Below are 19,970 nucleotides of genomic sequence, written 5' to 3'. Positions count from 1 at the left end.
TAATCATTATTAATGAATACATCGCTCATGTAGCGGTGTATTTTTGCGTTATACCCATTATTGCTGTTCCAAAACATTCTCCATCTTTTGAAATAGATAGTTGGCCAGACCGGAGTAATCAAAGCCCTGGCGTGACGGTGACGATGTGTCAAGCAAAGTGACAGCCCACATCGCATTCCAAAACGAAACGACATAGTCCATATCGTGAAGCGCTCGTATAAGCTCACTGGACGTGTACCCGAAGTAGGCATGCAGCAGCTCGAGCTGCTTGTCATGCCCCATCGATTGACCGATGCATGCAAGATCGTACATGATGTCGCCCATCCCTGCAAACTCCCAATCCAATAGCCGAAGCGTTCCATCATCCATAAAATTATTGGCGAAAGGGTCATTGTGGCAAAGCCCTCGGAAATTGTCCGAAGCTGCCGCTCGCGAAGCTTGTATGCGGTGAAGCCGTTCCAACATTTTGTCAAGGGAGTCAGGCAGCTGCTGTCCGCGGCTTTGCGCTTTTTGAATCCATGACTCAATGTCTTTGTAAGGCGAAAACTCGAAATCAATCTCAGCGGCGGTATGTACCATTTTGAGCAAAACGCCTATACGGTCTACATTCATGTCTAAGTCGTTCGATTCCCACGTACGCCCATCAATGAACCGTGTAATCATGTATCCTTGTTCAACGTCAAAATACAAAAGCTCAGGCGCAGTCTTTAAATCGCTCACAGCCTCCATCGCAGCTAGCTCGGCCTGCCGGTTAATGCCTAACAATCCGGTTTGAGCTCCATTCACTCGGACAACCACTTTTTCCAAACCGTTCGATACAACATAGTTCCGGTTCGTCAATCCGCTCTCTTGAAATTTCATTTCTAGCGTTTCCGGCATCCACCCTAGCTTATTTGCCACTAAATCGAGCACTAACTCCACGGGCTTTCCCTCCCATCGAATCATATCGGTATGTTCATGTTCATTGTACCAATTAAGAAGCGATGCAAGGATAGACAATACTAACAAAGAATTATATATAATTAACATCGACTTGAACAACTCGGTAAAAAGGTTAATATGGAAATGAAGCTATAATTCGGAGGGGGCAATCGGGAGAATGAGTCAACATGATGATACTCTAATTTTGAAAGCGGTTACTGATCGGATGATACCGAAGGATGAGTGGCCGTCGGCGTCCGAAGGGGGAGTCTTGACTTATTTGGAGCGCTACGCCGTTCAAGATGCCGCTACCTGGACGGATGTGATAGAACCCGGTCTTCGCGCATTAAATGCGGAAGCGGTAGAACTTCATAACCAACCCTTCGCGGAACTGTCGGCTCAAGAGCAAGATCGATTGCTTCGTGATGCAGAGCTTGGTTCCTTTCCGGGGTCTAAACGTTTCTTCGACACGCTGTTGAGCTTAGTTGTCGAAGGGTACTATGGAAGTCCGGAATCAGGCGGGAATATCGGAGGCAAGTCATGGGATATGATCGGCTATCGTCCTGGCCCCGCGTCCGGAACGAATACGGTGGTCCCGGAAGACGATTTGCCGCAAATCCCGTTCAATCAGTTGAAAGACCGCTATGACGTTATCGTTATCGGTGCTGGGGCCGGCGGTTCGGTAGCGGCGGCAGTATTGGCCGAGGCAGGGCTTCAGGTTCTCGTCGTGGAGCGCGGCAGTTGGCTCCGGTACGGTCATGTCGGCAGAGATCACTTGCGCAATCATCGGTTAAGCAAATATGGGCATAACACGGGACCTGAGCTGGATGGCAACCCTCGCACCATAATATTGGCAGGCGGGGACGAGCGAATCACGGTGCCGTTCGAAGGGGATTACCATAATAATGCGATGACGGTAGGCGGAGGAACGCGGATCTATGGGGCTCAGGCTTGGCGGTTTCACCCGAATGACTTCCGTATGGCGAGTCGCTATGGGGTACCGGAAGGCAGTTCGTTAAGCGATTGGCCGATTCAATATGAAGAGCTCGAACCCTACTATAATCGGGCAGAGTGGGAGGTCGGCGTCTCCGGTGATGGGAATGCCCACTCTGGACGGGGGGAGCGGCAACGTGCGTACCCAATGCCGGCGTTGTCGCCTACTTTGGAGGCTGAACGTCTGGCCCGCGGAGCTAAGAAGCTTGGCTGGGAAACAGGGCCGGTGCCGCTTCTTATTAACTCCGTTCAGCGGGATGGCCGGCCTGCCTGCGTGAGGTGCGGCCAGTGCATCGGATTTGCCTGTCCGACCAACAGCAAGAACGGCGGGCACAATACAATGTTAGTAAGAGCCATGGCTACCGGTAACTGCGATTTGATCTGCGATACGTTGGTGGAGCGCATTGATACCGAAGGCGGCAAGCATGCGACCGGAGTTCGTCTCGTACAGCAATGGGATGGCTCTGTCCAGCGGCGGGAGGTTCGAGCCGGGAATATCGTAGTTGCCGCAGGAGCTATCGAAAGCGCGCGGCTTCTTCTCAATTCCGCAAATGATTCGGAGCCGAATGGAATAGGCAACCGGAATGGGCAAGTGGGGAGACATTTGCAAGGACATGTTTATTCCGGCGCTTACGGGCTGTTTGACGAGCCGGTTCAGGATGGTCTAGGTCCGGGCGTGAGCATCGCTACCTTCCGTTTCGACCATGGCGACGAAAGCGGGATTATCGGCGGCGGACTGCTTGCTAACGATTTCACCCGGTTGCCGCTTATCCATTGGTATCGGGCACTTGGACCGGATGCGGCGCGGTGGGGGAGCAAAGGCAAGGAAACGATGCGCGAGAGCTACTTGCGAACGAGCCAAATTCAGGGGCCGATCCAAGAGATTCCGAATCCGGAGTCCAGAGTGCGTCTATCAAAGTCGGTCAAAGACCGTTTCGGCATACCCGTAGCTAGCCTCTCCGGGAGCGTTCATCCCGAGTCTCTTCGAGCTGCTGACATGTTGGGAGAGCAAGCGGAGAAGTGGCTATGGGCAGCTGGAGCTCGCCAGGTGTGGCGAACCCGGCCGGGCAGCGGGCTAAGCGCCGGTCAGCATCAGGCGGGAACACTGCGCATGGGGAACGATCCTGAGACATCGGTCACGGATCCTCAGGGCCGAGTCCACGGCTACGACAATCTTTGGGTGAGCGACGGCTCCGTGCATGTGACCAATGGCGGCGTCAACCCCGTGTTGACGATTCTTGCCTTGGCTTTCCGTACCGCGGAAAACCTGGTGAAACAAGGATAAGCAGCAGGGCTGCGCATTAGAGATTTTGTCCAGCTCTAAGAACAATATCAGTGAGAGGCAGAAATTTATGGTAATATAGTTTCGATAGATTACTATTTCTATTTATGGAGGCGCTTACTTATGGAACAACAAGTTCAGCAAGAAGGATACTTCGGAGAATTCGGGGGCAGCTTCGTCCCACCGGAATTGCAGGAAGTGCTTAACTATTTAAGCGAGCAATTTAATAAGTTCAAAGAAGACCCGGAATTCAATGAAGAGCTCAGCTATTATTTGCGCGAATATGTTGGCCGCAAGAGTCCGCTGACGTATGCGGAGCGGCTGTCCAAGGCTTGGGGCGGACCGAAGATCTACTTAAAGCGCGAGGATCTGAATCATACCGGAGCTCATAAAATCAATAACGCTATCGGTCAGATTCTGCTCGCCAAGCGGATGGGTGCCAAGCGGATTATTGCCGAGACCGGCGCTGGACAGCATGGAGTCGCAACGGCAACGGCTTGCGCCATGTTTAATATGGAATGCGTCATCTACATGGGAGCCGAAGATACGCGCCGCCAAGCGCTTAACGTGTTCCGGATGGAACTGCTTGGCGCTACTGTCGTACCGGTTGATAAAGGTCAAGGACGACTGAAGGACGCGGTGGATGAAGCACTGGGCGATCTCGTTCGCAATTATAAAAATACGTTTTATTTGCTAGGTTCCGCGGTTGGCCCGCATCCGTTTCCGACAATGGTCAAACATTTTCAAGCGGTCATCAGCGAAGAGTCGAAGCAACAGATTTTGGAGAAGGAAGGCCGTTTGCCAGATGCGGTCGTGGCCTGCGCAGGCGGAGGCAGCAATGCGATCGGCGCATTCGCCCACTATATCGACGAGCCAAGCGTCCGCCTGATCGGGGTAGAGCCCGATCAAGCGCCAACTTTGACCGAGGGCGTTCCCGGCATGATTCACGGCTTCAAGTGTTTGGTGCTGCTGGACGAGGAAGGCGAGCCGCGGAAAACGTATTCGATTGCCGCGGGACTCGATTACCCTGGCATTGGTCCGGAGCATAGCCACTTGAAGGTGACGGGACGAGCAGAATATGCCACCGTTACCAACGACGAAGTGCTGAAAGCGTTCCAGGAACTATCCCGCACGGAAGGGATTATTCCGGCTTTAGAGAGCGCGCACGCGGTTGCATACGCCAAGAAGCTCGCGCCTACGATGAATCAGGATCAGATTCTAATCATCAATCTGTCCGGTCGCGGAGATAAGGACGTTGAGCAAGTATTCCAAATGATTAAATAGTAACACCATTAAATACACCGCCATTGGACTTCGTGCCGTGGCGGTGTATTTTTATGCTTGACTCCAGCCCTACACGAGACCTTACGATATATGTAGTTCCGGAACTAAGAATAACGCGGAGGAGAGTTGAATCTGATTATACCTTTGGCTATTGTTCTCGACTTAGATGGCACCTTACTTCATTCTACTAAAGAAGTTTCACAAAGAAATGCAGATGCAATTATCAATTGTTATAAAAAAGGGAAGAAAATGATTATTGCAACTGCAAGGCCTCCTCGTTCAGTGCGTACATTTTTACCGGATGAAATACTAGAACTCGTTTCTTTTGTATTTTATAACGGAGCTTACGTAACGGACCTGAGAGAAGGCATCGAAGAACATATTTCGCTTCAGCAAGACCTTTCTGCCGATATATTAGAATACTGTAATAGGGAGTACCCGCAATGTAATGTAAGTGTTGAGGTAATGGATCAATGGTTTGCTAACACGGAGATAAACGATAGTACCCTGTATAATCTCAAATATCAGCCGCAAATCTTGATGATGGAACAATTGCAACAATTAGAACCCACAAAAATATTAATGACAGGAATCGATGATGTTAGGCCGCTTCAGAACGTATTCGGAGACCAAACCAAAATCGTTGTGACAGATGGCGGAAAACTTATTCAAGTGATGAATAAAGGAGTGTCCAAAGAAACAGGAATATTAAAGCTGTGCAAACATTATGGAATCAAACCGTCTGAAATTATGGTCTTTGGTGATGATTATAACGATATTGAAATGTTCAGGATGTCCGGATACCCGGTCGCCATGCAAAATGCTATTCCAGAACTGAAAGAAATGGCCAAAGAAATAACGGATACAAACGACAACGACGGAGTTGCTCAAGTATTAGAACGTTTTATATAGTTGCGCAAAGTTCGCTCTGCATAGAAAACCGACAAATAGGAAGTAATTAAACCATCAGTAGACAAAGAGTACATCGCTTAATGAGCGATGTACTCTTTTGTTTCTGTGACATAGAAGTCAAAGCAACCCTGCGAAAGACTATATTTCCATATACATATATCTTTTTCCAGCTTCTATAATAGTTGAATACGGTGTGAGGGAGGGTCAGCCATGCCGCTGATTCATGTAGAAAATTTGCGAAAGGAATTCAAAAGGCAGAAGAGGGAGGACGGCTTTTGGCCGTTAATGAAAAGTCTCGTGTATCGGGAATACGAGCAAAAAGTTGCGGTTGAGGATATTTCTTTTACGATCGATCGGGGTGAGATTGTCGGTTATATCGGGCCCAATGGAGCGGGGAAATCGACTACGATCAAAATGATGGTAGGCATTCTCGTGCCAACTAGCGGCGATGTGCGTGTGAACGGACTTGTGCCTTTCGAGAATCGCATCGAGAATGCGCGGAAAATCGGTGCCGTATTCGGCCAGAAAAGCCAGCTATGGTGGGACACGCCAGTCATCGAGTCGCTCCGGCTGACGAAATATATGTATGATATTCCGGAGGATCGTTTTGTTCAGAATATGGCGCTTTTCGGCGACATTCTTGGATTGGACGAATTCAAAAACGTCGCCGTCCGATCGTTAAGTCTCGGCCAACGGATGCGAGCGGATCTATGCGCGGCGCTGCTGCATGATCCTGATATCGTATATCTTGACGAACCAACGATCGGGCTCGATGTCGTCGTGAAAGAGAGAATCCGCGAATTCATTCGCGAGATTAATAGGGAAAGAGGAACGACGGTCATTCTGACGACGCATGACATGTCAGACATCGAGAAGTTATGCAGCCGCGTTATGGTTGTCGATCACGGCAAGCTTATGTATGACGGCAATCTGCATACGCTGAAAAACGATTACGGCAACATGGAGACGATGGAGCTGGATACGGAAGAGGAATTTATGATGGACGATGCGCTTCTGCGCATGGGGATTTCGTTCAGTAGAACGGAAGACGCTCGCAGCCAACTCGTCTACGACAAGAATAATATGAACTCCTCTGCGGTTATGAAATGGATTATGGATCGCTATTCCGTTCGTGATTTCAAGGTTAAGGAAACGGAGATCGAGGAAATTATTCGTAAACTTTATGCCGGCTTTAGTCAGGAAGAACGCCAGCAGCAGGAAGTGAACGTATGAGGGTCGCACTCTATCGGGAAATGACGCTGAACGCCTTCCGGTCACTGCTCGCTTTTCGGGCCGAGGTACTGCTGTTCCTGTTCGGTCAGCTGTTGAAAATATTCGTGCAGGTGTATATTTGGCACGCCTTGTTTAGCGATTCGAACCATTTGACCTCGCAAGCCGGTACGATTTCCATACAAGAGATGATCACGTATGTGGTCATCAGCTCGGTCATTTCGGTATTCGCTACGAATGACGTCATCTTCAGAGTAAGCTCGAAAGTGTCCTCGGGCGAGATTGCGATGGATCTCATTAAGCCGATGAGCTTCCGATCCGTTATCTTCTGCCAGGCTTTCGGCACGAATATGTACCGAATGCTGTTTGAATTAATCCCGTTAATAACGGTCAGCTTGCTATTCTTCCATGTACAACTTCCCTCGCTGGCAAATGGCCTTGCTTTCCTTCTTCTTGTCATCAATGGCTTGATTCTTAATTTCTTAATTACGTATACGATCGGATTAATTGCCTTCTGGTATATTCTTGTCTGGCAAGTCAATACGGTGCTGAACGGGCTGATCCGGCTATTTTCCGGAGCGTTTATTCCGATTTGGTTTTTCTCGGACTCGCTGGTGCAGGTCTCGTACTTTTTACCATTTCGCCTCATCTATTTTGAGCCGATTTCTGTCTTTTTGGGAAAAGTCACGGGCTGGCAGGAGCTGCTTGCAATCGTTGTCCAGCAACTAGCTTGGATAGCCGGGTTTCTGCTGTTGCAAAAATGGATGTGGTCGAGAGCTGTTCGCCGGCTAGTCGTTCAGGGAGGCTAAGATGAGATACTTGAAGCTTTACGCGCGGTTTATTCCGATTTATTTCAAAAGCAAAACCGAGCATGGTTTTGGCTTTTATATGGATTTTGTCGGCTTTGCCCTCACTCATGTCGTCAGTTATATGGTCATATGGGCGCTAATGAGCCGCTTTCAGACGATTAACGGCTGGAATATGTATGAGGTCATGCTGATTTACACGCTTAATATGCTTACTTATGCGGTGGCGGCTGTATTTTTCTTTTTCCAGATGAATGATGTCGAAGAAGATGTGCACAAAGGCTCATTCGACAGCTTGCTCGTCAAGCCGATTAACCCGTTCATCCATATGATTATTCGCAGCTTCGGCCACTTCTTTCTCGGCGACATTGTTATCGCGATCATCATGCTGGGGTTCTGCTTCAGTCGACTGGATATTCATCCCGGCTTCGGCACCTACGTTAGCTTTGTGTTTATGTTGCTAGGAGCGGTGCTCGTTCAGGCTTCGTTCATCGTCATAACCGGCTCGATGTGCTTCTGGATCGTTCGCGCCCGATCGATTATGAATGTCGTTATATTCGGAATTCGGGGTTTTGCCGATTATCCGATATCGATCTACGGCAAGTTTCTGCGGATTATATTGACGTTTATTATCCCATACGGATTCGTTAATTATTATCCGTCGCATCTGATCCTAGGCAAGGAGGGAGGCTCGCTGTTTGCGCCGTGGCTGCCCTACGCCACTCCAATCGTCGGCCTTCTTCTGTTCTTCGTTGCTTACCGGGTCTGGAATGCGGGACTGAATAAATATCAGGGTACGGGGAGCTAATTTTCAAAATGGTTGAGTAAACAAGCGAACACATCGTCATGTGGAGCGAATATCCATGGCGGTGTGTTTTTTTTATGTAATCCAAAATATATGCTAGGCAGCTAAGAATGATAGGGAAAAGTTTAATAATGCCTCACTATATTAGAGGTTACCTATACGTTAAGCTATTAATGGTCCTTATATTTACAATTTTACCATTGCGATTATTGAGGGGTGATAATGGAAACATCTTCACTATCTGCTTATTCAGCAGTCTGATGGCACGGTTTTGAAAGCGTTTACCGGCGTATTGCTCGGAATTCATGTAATGGGGAGGCAACAATAATAATGAAAAAAAAGGTTTTGAGCCTGTTTTTGTCAGGTACTATGCTTTTGTCTATCTTTTTCGGATTAGCATCCTCTTCTTCTGCCGCAGATCCAGTCATCAGCTCTGGTAATCCAATTTTCACTAGCATCTTCACTGCCGATCCTTCTGCGCGCGTATGGAATGACGGACGTATTTATGTATATGCCTCACACGATATATTTCCTTCCAGGGGCAGCGACTTGATGGATAAGTATCACGTCTTCTCGTCGGATAATATGGTGGACTGGGTGGACGAAGGAGAGATTCTGCGAGCGGACGATGTGCCGTGGGGACGACCGGAGGGAGGCTTTATGTGGGCTCCTGACGCGGCTTACAAGAATGGAACGTATTATTTCTATTTCCCTCATCCAAGCGACACGAACTGGAACAATTCTTGGAAAATCGGCGTGGCGACAAGCGACAAGCCTGCCGCGGACTTCGAGGTTCAAGGCTATATACAGGGGCTTCCGGGCAGTAACTTAATAGATCCTAACGTGTTCCGTGACGACGACGGCACCTATTACCTTTATGCCGGAGGCGGTGGAACAAGCTACGGCATGAAGCTTGCTGCCAACATGACGTCGATCGACGGTCCTGTTAAGCAGTTCACGGAATTGGACGACTTTCACGAGGCTACTTGGGTGTTCAAGCGGGGAAGCACGTATTACTTAACCTATTCCGACAATAACGCAGGCGGCAACCGGATGCGTTACGCGACCAGCAGCAATCCGCTTGGACCTTGGGTGAATCGCGGTATCCTTCTAGATCCGGTAAGCAGCGAAACGTCCCATGGCTCTGTCGTGGAGTATAAGGGGAACTGGTATTTGTTCTACCATAATGCCCAAATTTCCTCTAACGGTACGCTGCGTTCCGTCGCCGTGGACCGATTGTATTTCAATTCCGATGGCACGATCCAGAAGGTTATTCAGACGACCGCGGGCGTCCCAGCCGTCGGGCCGCGTTCGCATGCTACGGAGATCAAGTACTACGATTTGATTAACGAGAGCTTCGCTGAATATACTCAGAAAACGGAATATGCCATGAATAGCAGCAACGTAGCCTTTGGAGGGGGAGCAACCCGATCGGGCGATAAAATTGAAAACATGCATACGTCAGGTTCTTATATCCAGTTGAATGGTATTAACGGCGGTACTGGGGGCAAGGCGCTTCTTACTGTGCTGTACGCTTCCGCTGACGGCGGCTCAGCCTTCAAGGTAGACGCCAGCGGCGATACGGCTGGAGACGGATATTTCCTTTCCCTTCCCGGCACTGGTGGCTGGGGCAGCTACACGGGTCGGACCAATCGTTTGATTGATCTAAATGCGGGCGCTAATAATATAGTTCGGCTCAGCGGCGGCATGGGGGGAGCGAACGTGTCCCGCGTAATTGTATCGTTGATTCCGCAATCTGCCCAGCCAACGGAATATCCGATGAGCGGAGCCAATGTGTCCGTCGGCGGAGGAGCGGTTAAATCGGGCGGCACCATTGAAAATATGCACATACCCGGTTCCTACTTCGAGGTGACGGGCGTAAACGGCGGGGCGGGAGGGCAGTCGACGCTTACGGTCATCTACGGTTCGGCGGACACTCAGACGACCTTTAGAGTGATCGCCAGCGGAGACCCTACCGGGAATGGCTATTCGCTCACGCTGCCTGGAACGGGAGGCTGGAGCACGTATACCGGACAGGTCAGCCGTGTCATTGATTTGAATGCAGGCTCGGGTAACGTGATTCGGGTGAGCGGCGGTCTGGGAGGAGCCAACGTAACTCGCATCATTGTCTCGTCGACCCCGTAAAGCCAAGGACGGTCCACTCATTAATGAGTCGGCCGTCTTTCTGTTTTCTTAGAATAATAAAATTTCTTAACAATTTATGTGAATTCACATTACAATGCATTGTTAAAATCCTTAATGACACGATGAATCTGTGATCAGAGAGGATGAAAACATGAATATTATTACAAAAGAATCGCGCAAAACGTTAATAATCGCGTTTGTATTAACGTTGCTAGGAGTAGAACTACTGTCGGGATTCGGGCCGAATCCGTATGTCCAAGCCGCAGATGGCACCGCATCCGTTATCGTTGAAGATTTTGAGGATGGCATTTCCGACGTTAAATTCAATCCTAAACGTATGTATGAAGCTACGCTGCACCTGGAAGACAACGCGAAGTACGTAAGGAATGGACAATACTCTGCCAGAATCGATTATGACATGATCGGGATCGTAGACAATCCGTCCCAAATCGAGGTAGGTTATCAAAGCTATATGCCGGTAACGGGCTATCCTATCAAAGTAGGGATGTGGGTTTACGGCAATAACGAAGGACATTTGTTAACGACGAAATTCAGAGAGCGAGGGGGAAGCGGCTCTTCCTTCCAGTCCGAATTCTATGATGCGGATACGAACGGCGTCAATTGGACGGGATGGAAATATATCGAGGCTGCCGTTCCGCAAGGGAAAACGGGTCCGATCGTTCTGGAATTGTTTTTCCAATTGAAGCAATCGGATATGAGTAAGAAAAACAAAGGATCCATATGGGTGGACGATATTCGATTTATTTATGAGGAAGTCGATGAGGATCATGACGTACCGGTCATTAAACCGATTGCTCCAGTTGAAAATGCCGAATTGACAGCTCCTTTGGATCAATTAAAGGTTGAGATGACGGACACGGAATCAGGCCTTAATATGGATACGTTGTCCGTTTATTTGGATGGGACGGATATTACGGCCGACGTGCAGTATGCTTCCGATTCCCATTTATTAACTTACCCAGGCGAACGTATTGACGGCGGGTATCATGTTCTTGCTATTCAGGTGAAAGATAATAACGGCAATCCGGCAGAGAAAACCTATGCCTTCACGATGAATGCTGGCGAACGTCTATTCATGAAAGCTGCCGAAGAGGCGGTTAGCAATGAAATCTATGCAGTCAAAGTGAATATTAAAGATTTCGCCAATGCAGAGACGGCGCAGTTCGAATTAAATTACGATCCGAATACGCTGCAAGTTGAAAGTATTGACGAGGCGGACGGCGTTACCCAAACGTCGGATATCGATAACGAGAACGGAATCGTCCAAGTAAACCTTGACGGGCTATCTGCGGCAGTTGCCGGCGATATCGCGACAGTCAACTTCAGAGTTAACTCCGAGGCTGTGCTGGCGCGAGGCGAGGCTTACAAATCCATAACGATGAGCGGTTCGGAGCTGGCATCGGGCGGAGTTCAAACGAGTTCGCCGCTCGCCGCGCCTATCCGCTACACGATTGCTTTTCCGTTCCATCTGGAGATGACGGGAGTTGGAATAGGGACTACCACGACGTTCACGGTTACAGACCGTAATCATCATCCGTATGAAGGTGTCGATATTTACTTTACGGGCTTATTGAAGCAAAGCTCGGTCGTAACGATTAATGCCGCAACAACTAATGTATACGAGGATGATGATGCTTCATCCGATGTGCTGATGGTTGCAACGGCCGGTCAACGTTACTATGCGTCGGGAGAAGCCGATGACGGTTGGTTCGAGGTTATTTTTGCCGATGGCCAAACAACGGGTTACATCGCTGAAGCCGATGTCGGCAGCCAATCGCTGGGCGGCAGCTTGGGCCAGACGGATGCCGATGGACAACTGACTTCGGATTTAACGACACTTGCGCTTGGAACCTATCAGGTTCAAGCCGTCTTCGGCGATCAGAACAGTAAGGTTGTCGACTATGAGGTCGTCGAGCAATACGGCACGAACGCCCCAGAATTCGTTCAAACGTATGTCGCGGAAGACATGTCCACGCAGCTGAGCGCGGCATGGCAAACGAATTCCGCAACTAAAGACAATTTCATTCAGTACATCGCTGCGAGCGATTGGGGGACGGAAGAAGAACCTAATGCCTCTTATGTAAAGCAGCAGCAATCCGAGAGCGAGCTTCAGGTGCTTAGCATGAAGGAGAAGGGCACCAAGGGCGAGATTCGCTTCCATAATGTACGGGTAGAAGGCTTGAAGGCAAACACGGCTTACAAATATCGCGTGGGCTATGACGGCCATTGGTCGGCATGGTATGCCTATTCCACGCTTGATCAAAACAAAGCTACGCCGACCTCTTTCTTGTACGTTACGGATTCGCATACGAAAGAAGATGACGGATTGGAAATCTATCAAGAGCTCATGACTAACGCGTTCGCGCAATATCCGTCTACGCAATTTGTCATGCACGGCGGAGATATGGTGGACGTAGGCGGAGCCCTCGAAGAATGGATTCAGTTCTGGAAAGCTTCTTCGATCTATGCCACAACGTATCCGTCCGCGCTAGCGCTCGGGAATCATGACGTGAAGAGCGAAGGGAAGGACGTGTTTACCAAAGGCGCCAATTTCCCCGAGAACGGGCCTGAGTCCCAAATGCAATATGCTTATGCGTACGATATCGACGATACGCACTTTGTCGTTCTGAACTCGGAAGGCACGGAAGAGCAAATGATGGATCAGGCTGCCTGGCTGCAAGAGGATCTGGATGAAAACGACAAAAAATGGACGATCGCTATGTTTCACCGTCCTGCCTACCATACGGAGGAAGGCCGTGACACTCTTGTTGAGTACACGCAAACGTATTTCGCGCCTATCTTAGAGAAGATGAAAGTCGATTTGGTTCTCGTAGGACACGATCATGTGTACGCGCGCACTTATCCGATGCAAGACGGAAAGCCTAACAAAAGCACGAATAAGGGCACTGTCTATCTAGATGGCGGCGCCGCTGGCTGGAAATTCTACGACGGCATTAAGTACGACTATTTAAATCACATATTCGACGAGGATGTTCCCGTATATTCCGCTATCAAAATTACGCAGAACGAGATTCGCGTCGAAGCGCGCACGAGCGAAGGTGATTTGATCGACGAGTTCTCGATCACGAAGCCGAAGAGCGGCGGGCCTTCGGTGCCGGATCCAATCGACGAGCCGTCGCCGGAACCGACCCCGGAGCCGACGCCAACCGCGGATAAGGTTATTTCGGATAAGGAAGTAACGGCAGCGATCCAATCTGGAAGATTGGTCATTGATCTAAACAGCGATGGCGGTACGATTCAAATTCCGACCGAACTGGCCTCCTTGATCAAACAATTGGAGAACGGAGAAATCGTCATCACCGTGCCCAATCAACCGAACATCGTCATAAGCGGACAAGAGCTGAACAGGCTGTTGTCGGACAACAGCGACGCGAAGTCGGTTGAAATCACAGTGGAGTATGCAACGCCAGCCGAGCAGCAAGCCTATGTGGAGCAAATCCAAAGCTCGAAAAAGTCGGCCAGCGCAGCAAGCAAAGCATTCACGGTTCGAGCAACTTCAAGCGCTGCAACGGCCGCGTTATCTTATACGCTTGGCGTGCAAGCCGATGGAATGTCTGCATATACGAATCTCTATGAAAGAGGCAGCGACGGCAAGCTGACGTTAGTCCAAGCGAATGTCGCTCTTTATGCGAATCGTCTTGCATTACTGGCCGGCCACACCTACGTGGCCATTGAAGTAGTGACGAATTATTCTGATATGAAAAGCAATCATTGGGCGTACGATTATATTCAAATGTTGTCCGCTGCAAATTTGGTTGCCGGAGTAGATGCCGAGCGGTTCGCGCCCAATACATCGATTACTCGTGCGGAGTTTACGGCAATTATCGCTAGGGCTTTGCAGCTCTCCGCAACCGGAGAAGGGCATTTCAGTGATGTGGACGACGATGCCTGGTATGCGGAAGCCGTCATCGCTGCCGCCGAGAAAGGCATCATATACGGACAAAATAATGAGCAATTTAATCCGCGTGCGCAGATTAGCCGTCAAGAGATGGCAGTCATACTAAATCGGGCGTATGCATACATGAATGGCAAAAACACGGAAAATACCTCAACCGCAAGCTTTACCGATATGAATGACGCGCAAAGCTGGGCAATCGAAGCGATTGCGAATGTAGAGCGGCTTGGATTAGTTCGGGGCGGAGGAAACGGGAAGTTTAATCCTCAAAGCTCATTGACCCGCGCCGAGGCGGCAACGGTTATTGCGAAGCTGCTCTCTCTATAACATTAAGAAAGCTTGCTTATCCGCGGCCTGTGCGGATGAGCTGGCTTTCTTTGTTTTGACGTCATTCAGTTTGGCATAATGTGCAAATCCTAGAAATTTTGTAGTATATTTGAATGGTTCGAAATCATATACCCACTTACTAGGAGCGAATACGATGAATTTATTTGAAGGCTGTTACAATCAATCCTTATCGTCCCGTTTGCATTGGATAAACGAACCGGTCAATTGGACGTTTCAGGAGGATCGTAGCTTATCGGTGGCTGCGCCCGCAATGGCAGACTTCTTTATCGATCCATCGGGAGAAACGAACAAAGCGTCCGCGCCATATCTGTACACTTGGCTAAAAGGCGACTTCAGCATCGTAACGCGCGTTAGCGTGGAGATGAAGCAGCAATACGATTCCGGTTGCCTCATGATGATGGCCGATGACCGTAATTGGGCGAAATTATGTTTCGAGTTTTTTGAGAATCAGCCCTCCATCCTAAGCGTTGTCACTAGAAACACATCGGACGACTGCGTGTCCGGCCCGGTAGAGGCAAGGCAGCCCTATTTGAGAGCGGCGCGTTCCGGGAACTGCTTTGCCTTCCATTATTCGTTGGACGGGGAGCATTGGAAGCTGGTCAGATATTTCGGAATGGATTGCCCCGAGGAAATGAAGGTAGGCGTCGTTGCTCAAGCGCCGATCAGCGAAGGATCCCATGCTAGATTCGAGCAGCTCACAATTGGAGAGGCCGGTTCGGGAGATATCCGCACCGTTGAATGAAAAAAACGAAAGCCGTGCTCCTTCTTATTCGAAGGTCACGGCTTTTTCAATGGATTAAGTCATCAGCAGCTTAAGCTGCCGCAAATACGAGCGCAGCTCCGGAACCGCCTCTAGATGCGCCTTCAGAACCCGGAGCAAGGTGAGGTTGGGTTGCTCCGCCTGCACTTCCGCGCGCAGAAGACCGACAACTTCACTTAACTCCTTGAGGGAGGCTGACGGCAGGGGAAGGGTCTGAATCCGCTCCTCCATCGCCTTAAGAAATTCGGCTACCGTTCCTTTTCGCGCCGATTCGTCGTTACGGTTCATGAGATGGGGCTCAACGATCCATTCCCCGATTATCGGCTGCGGCGCCGTGCGGATCATATCCTGTACGATGGCTTCCATGCGATCGACGATAAAGTCGGCAAGCTCGGGGATCGGCACCGAGATGACTTTCTGCAAGACGCCTTTCGCATATTCGCGGAGAATGCCTCGGAAGATCATGACGGCATCCCACACTTGCGGTTCAAGCTGCTCGCCGAAGGCTTCAATCAGCATTTCCTTCCGCCAGGTCAGCAGGGCGTTATTGATCTTCTTCTCTGCCTCTATGTAAATGTCGTTCTCCGTAATGGGAGACTCGTTGAATTCGATCATGAACAAGTGATTCTCAAGGATGTAGTATAGATAAAATTCGATCAAACGGCTGAGCTTCTCCTTAGGAGATACGCCAAGCGGCATTCCGGAGCGGTCAAGTTCAGCGGCCTGCTCGAGCAACGTCTGATGGCAGGCGACGAAAGTCGCTGTGAACAGAGCTTCTTTGGATGTGAAAATTTTATAGATGCTGGCTTTGGCCATCCCGCACGCTTCAGCGATATCTTGCATCGAAGTTGCGCTGTACCCCTTATTTCGGAACAAATCCATAGCCGCGTCGAGAACCTTCGCTTTCTTTAGATCCGTCATGTAGACAATCACCCCACCCTATATTGACATGGGATTCGAATGAGGTCAACGTTATATCGTTGACAACGAAACTATATAGTTCTATATTGAACTCATGAGTTTTATTTTATGCCTATAAAGGAGGTGTGCCGAAGCTTGGCCCTCGCGCCGGCTCGGCAGCAATGATGCGTATTGCAGAAGGACTAGAGATGTTGGAGCTTACGATGAAGCTTGGCGGCCGTACGATGATCATTCATCCTATGATCGTTCATGACCAAGACACTTGGACGTTAATCGATACGGGGATGCCGGGAATGGCAGAGGCGATCCTCGCGTTCGCCAATGAAGCGGGGATTTCCGAAAAAACGCTTCGAACGATTATTCTGACGCATCAGGACATTGATCATATCGGAGGTTTGCCGCAATTTCTAGGAGATAATGGCGAAGCAGCATTCGAGATATACGCCCATGAGGACGATAGAGATACAATCGACGGTCAAGCACCGCTTCTGAAATTCCCGCCAGAGCGGCTAAGCGCTGAGCTTGCTTCGTTGACGGACCATGTGCGCCTGAAGTTCGAGAGCACTTTCGTTCAACCCTCCAAGCCGAATGTAACAAGGCTGATATTGGACGGAGAGACATTGCCGATTGGCGGAGGGCTAACAGTCATCCACACGCCAGGCCATACGCCGGGCCACGTTAGTCTTTACCACCAAGCAAGCAAGACGCTTATCGCGAGCGATGCCTTGGTTATCCATAATGGCGAATTGCTTGGTTCCTCTCCTTACTCTACGGTTAACATGGAGCAGGCGATCAGCTCGCTCGAGAAGTTCAAGCCGTTCGAGATTGAAACCGTAGTTTGCTATCACGGCGGACTGCTGCGGGGAGACATTAATAAGCGTATTGAGGCGCTGACCGTGAATCCGTAAAGCTTTTATCTAGCCATATCTGACTATATAGCCTGATAGGGAGGGGAATCTTCCATCAGGCTTTTTGTATGGGTGTTACTTACAAAAATTCCTTTTAAATTATAGATCTTACAGGTAAAATATTTATAGATTAGGACAGCTCTTCGGCTTCATATTTAATTGATTTTGTAAGCGCTTTTTTGCGGCAATACGAATGCAGAGGCGACAGGGAGAGAATCCATGAAACGAATTCCAATGATGCTGCAGTTGGCACTGATTCTGTTCTGCGTTATGGCCATTCCAATGGCTATCCTGACATGGTATAGCGGCGGACAGATTTTGCAGAACTCCGAGAGCGCTATCGCTGAATCCTCATTGGCGGGTCTGAATGCGAACCGCAAGCTTAATGAGAATGCGCTGAACAATCTGGCTCAGGATGCGGTGCGGCTTGCCGCTACGAATATTTTCGACCGCATTCGCGTTTTCGAGACGTTTAATGAGCTTAACGTGAACTATAGCAATGTGAGCAAAGCGCAAGCTGTATTGCTGGAGCTGCTCAACTTGAATCATAGAGTGAACGGCGTGTATTCGTCCTACTTCTACCTGGGGGATTCCGACTATGTCATTTCCACCGACAAGGGCATTACGACGCTGGAGAGGTATGAGTCGATCGATTGGACCGAGGAAGCATTTGTCGGCAGAAGAGGGATCAGCGGGGTGTGGTATCCGCGTACGTTGGACTCGGGGGTAAAAGTGGTATCTTACGTGCTGCCGCTGAATCGCTTATTGACCACGACTCGCGGTTTCTTAGTCGTCAACCTGCGAGAAAGCCAAATTGGGGAATATCTTCGCACCTCCGAGCGGGGCAAACATGATTATTTGCTCATGGGAGCGGATGGTACGATCATCTCCCATAATGACAAAAGCTTGTTGCTTACGGACGGCAAGGAGCAGCCCTATATCCAAGAAATACTGGAGAGCGGCTCGAAGGAAGGTTATGCGTTCCATGAGATCGCGGGTGAGCGTCTGATCTATACGTGGTCTCGTTCTCCGCTGTTTGGGTGGTGGAATGTTAACATTTATTCAATGGACGAACTGATGACCAAGACTCACTCCTTACAGAGCAATATTATTGTTCTTACGATTATGATTATCGTTGCAGGAACCGTGTTGACCGTCTTTCTCGCAACCTGGCTATCCAAGCCGCTAAGGGAGCTGGTCCGCGTTGTCCGTGCACGAAGTAAAAATCTCGTTATTGGAAATAAGAACGAGCTTGTTTTCCTAGATGCGGCGATCAGACGTATGCAGGATGAGGAGGAAGGGCTCTACAAGTTGCTGCAGGAGCGGGAACAGGATACGCGCAGTTTGTCCATTCATAACTTGCTGCGGGGCGAAGTGGCGAAACAGATTGTCGAGCTATTTCCGGAGCCCAATTACTTCGTAGCCATTGTCTCGATTGATCAATATAGACGGTATGTAAGCAAGACCAATCCGGAGACCCGTAATTACCATCGTTATTTGCTCATAGCCAAATGCGAGAGTTCATTCGCGGACGGCGTACACGCGCGAAGCGTCTATCAAGGGGAAGGCTGCTTTGCCATTGTCATCAACTTTGGTTCAGCGGAGCTTGAAAGCCAATATGAGGGGATCAATGAGACGCTTGCCGCGATCAGGGATGCGGCAGCCGAATTGCTCGGTCACACTGTTACTATCGGCGTCAGCAGCCAAACTATGGAAAGCGCTATGATCGCTGATCGAGTGGTCGAAGCGATGGAAGTCATCAAGCATCGCATGATTGAAGGCAGCGGCGGTATTACGTATTGGAAGCAAGAAGCCGAGCAAGGCAAAAAGTATATTTATCCATCGAACAGCGAGAGGCGGATACTTAACTTTCTCGATAACGGGGATCAGGGCAGCATTATGAAAGAACTGGCGCTCATTCGGGGCGAGATCCAGTCGGTCGAGTACATCTCCTACGATAATATTTTGTTTATCTACACTCAATTGATAGGCGTTACGATCAAGCATCTCAGGGAGAACAACATTAGTACTTCGCGTTTGTTCGCCCGGCAAGGGAATATATATTCCGCCATTGCTTCCTTTGATACGCTGGATGAGCTTGAAGAATATTTGCATGGCTTCTTTGGCGAAATTATTCAATATGTTACGCGCAGCTCAGGCGAGGTCAACTACGGAGAGCGGATCATTCGGTATTTGGAAGAGCATTTCAGCGAAGAGATCGTATTTGAAGACATGGCGAAGGAAATCGGCATCAGCTATTCCTACATGCGTAAGCTCGTGTATGAGTTATCGGGCAAGAGTCTGATCGACTACACCAACCAGCTGCGAATCGAGAACGCCAAGCATCTGCTCTTGGAATCCAAGCTGAACATCGCACAGATTGCCATCGAGGTCGGATACATGAATGTTCAAAGCTTTAATCGTTTTTTCCGCAAGTACGAGGGCATGCCCCCGAGCAGCTACAAGGCACTGAAGCATGGAAAAGCATCAGAACAGGAATTGCTGTAGCAGGCTAACCTAATAACAGAAAAGTAAGCGGCGTGGAGCTGTCCTTCCGGTCTCTAAAGACTAACGGAGGCTGCTCCATTAATTTTGCTCATGCTAATCAAAATTGATTATTTAAGACTCGAAAACCGCGGAGTGACGGGCGAAAATCAAAAATGACAGGGGCAATCAATAGTCACGATTTACGGAATGGATGACGGAAGGCTATGATGC

General features: G+C 49.4%; 14 protein-coding genes. 11 read left to right on the top strand and 3 right to left on the bottom strand.

The annotated features are described in order from the left end of the window. Positions 1-57: 57 nt before the first annotated feature. Positions 58-921 carry a guanitoxin biosynthesis pre-guanitoxin N-oxide kinase GntI gene (gene gntI, locus V8F51_RS12020; RefSeq protein ID WP_337100467.1) on the bottom strand — a complete coding sequence of 288 codons (864 nt, stop codon included), beginning with the start codon at positions 919-921 and terminating at the stop codon, positions 58-60. 178 nt (positions 922-1,099) lie between these two features. Here gntI and V8F51_RS12015 point away from each other — a divergent pair, with 178 nt between their 5' ends. The 6 genes from V8F51_RS12015 (at position 1,100) to V8F51_RS11990 (ending at position 8,236) form a co-directional block, all read left to right on the top strand. Further along, positions 1,100-3,199 carry a GMC family oxidoreductase gene (locus tag V8F51_RS12015; protein WP_337100466.1) on the top strand — a complete coding sequence of 700 codons (2,100 nt, stop codon included), beginning with the start codon at positions 1,100-1,102 and terminating at the stop codon, positions 3,197-3,199. A gap of 120 nt (positions 3,200-3,319) precedes the next feature. Beyond that, positions 3,320-4,480 (top strand): tryptophan synthase subunit beta, encoded by a 1,161-nt coding sequence (gene trpB / locus V8F51_RS12010; RefSeq protein WP_337100465.1) that lies wholly within the window; start codon positions 3,320-3,322, stop codon positions 4,478-4,480. A 126-nt stretch (positions 4,481-4,606) separates the two neighbouring features. After that, positions 4,607-5,392, top strand: a complete 786-nt coding sequence (locus V8F51_RS12005) for a Cof-type HAD-IIB family hydrolase (RefSeq protein WP_337100464.1) — start codon at positions 4,607-4,609, stop codon at positions 5,390-5,392. Positions 5,393-5,602: 210 nt separating this feature from the next. Continuing rightward, positions 5,603-6,625, top strand: coding sequence for an ABC transporter ATP-binding protein (locus V8F51_RS12000; RefSeq protein ID WP_337100463.1), 1,023 nt, complete (start codon positions 5,603-5,605; stop codon positions 6,623-6,625). Then, positions 6,622-7,431: an ABC transporter permease gene (locus V8F51_RS11995; protein WP_337100462.1), complete on the top strand. Its 810-nt coding sequence runs from the start codon at positions 6,622-6,624 to the stop codon at positions 7,429-7,431. The genes V8F51_RS12000 and V8F51_RS11995 overlap by 4 nt, the downstream gene beginning before the upstream one ends. A 1-nt stretch (position 7,432) precedes the next feature. Next, on the top strand, positions 7,433-8,236 hold the full coding sequence (locus tag V8F51_RS11990; RefSeq protein ID WP_337100461.1) for an ABC transporter permease: 804 nt from the start codon (positions 7,433-7,435) through the stop codon (positions 8,234-8,236). A gap of 278 nt (positions 8,237-8,514) precedes the next feature. Here V8F51_RS11990 and V8F51_RS11985 read toward each other — a convergent pair whose 3' ends face one another. Continuing rightward, positions 8,515-8,697 carry a hypothetical protein gene (locus V8F51_RS11985; protein WP_337100544.1) on the bottom strand — a complete coding sequence of 61 codons (183 nt, stop codon included), beginning with the start codon at positions 8,695-8,697 and terminating at the stop codon, positions 8,515-8,517. On the opposite strand from V8F51_RS11985, the gene V8F51_RS11980 reads away from it, so the two are divergent. From V8F51_RS11980 to V8F51_RS11970, 3 genes are all read left to right on the top strand, one after another. Continuing rightward, positions 8,609-10,378, top strand: a complete 1,770-nt coding sequence (locus V8F51_RS11980; RefSeq protein WP_337100542.1) for a family 43 glycosylhydrolase — start codon at positions 8,609-8,611, stop codon at positions 10,376-10,378. The two genes, V8F51_RS11985 and V8F51_RS11980, sit on opposite strands and share 89 nt — an antisense overlap. A 151-nt stretch (positions 10,379-10,529) precedes the next feature. Further along, positions 10,530-14,642: an S-layer homology domain-containing protein gene (locus V8F51_RS11975; RefSeq protein WP_337100460.1), complete on the top strand. Its 4,113-nt coding sequence runs from the start codon at positions 10,530-10,532 to the stop codon at positions 14,640-14,642. 154 nt (positions 14,643-14,796) lie between these two features. Continuing rightward, positions 14,797-15,405, top strand: a complete 609-nt coding sequence (locus V8F51_RS11970; protein WP_337100459.1) for a DUF1349 domain-containing protein — start codon at positions 14,797-14,799, stop codon at positions 15,403-15,405. A 54-nt stretch (positions 15,406-15,459) separates the two neighbouring features. On the opposite strand, the gene V8F51_RS11965 is transcribed toward V8F51_RS11970, so the two are convergent. Further along, on the bottom strand, positions 15,460-16,344 hold the full coding sequence (locus V8F51_RS11965) for a TetR/AcrR family transcriptional regulator (protein ID WP_337100458.1): 885 nt from the start codon (positions 16,342-16,344) through the stop codon (positions 15,460-15,462). 125 nt (positions 16,345-16,469) lie between these two features. On the opposite strand from V8F51_RS11965, the gene V8F51_RS11960 reads away from it, so the two are divergent. Next, entirely contained in the window at positions 16,470-17,252 is a 783-nt protein-coding gene (locus V8F51_RS11960; RefSeq protein ID WP_337100457.1) for an MBL fold metallo-hydrolase, read from the top strand. 219 nt (positions 17,253-17,471) lie between these two features. Further along, a complete protein-coding gene (locus V8F51_RS11955; protein WP_337100456.1) occupies positions 17,472-19,760 on the top strand; it encodes an AraC family transcriptional regulator in 2,289 nt (762 codons plus the stop codon). Positions 19,761-19,970: the final 210 nt, after the last annotated feature.

It is taken from the genome of Paenibacillus sp. YIM B09110 (assembly GCF_037167145.1).
In the GTDB taxonomy this organism is placed as follows: Bacteria; Bacillota; Bacilli; order Paenibacillales; family Paenibacillaceae; genus Pristimantibacillus.
Note: the sequence above shows the minus strand (reverse complement) of the source record. Positions and strands in the feature narration are given on the sequence as shown.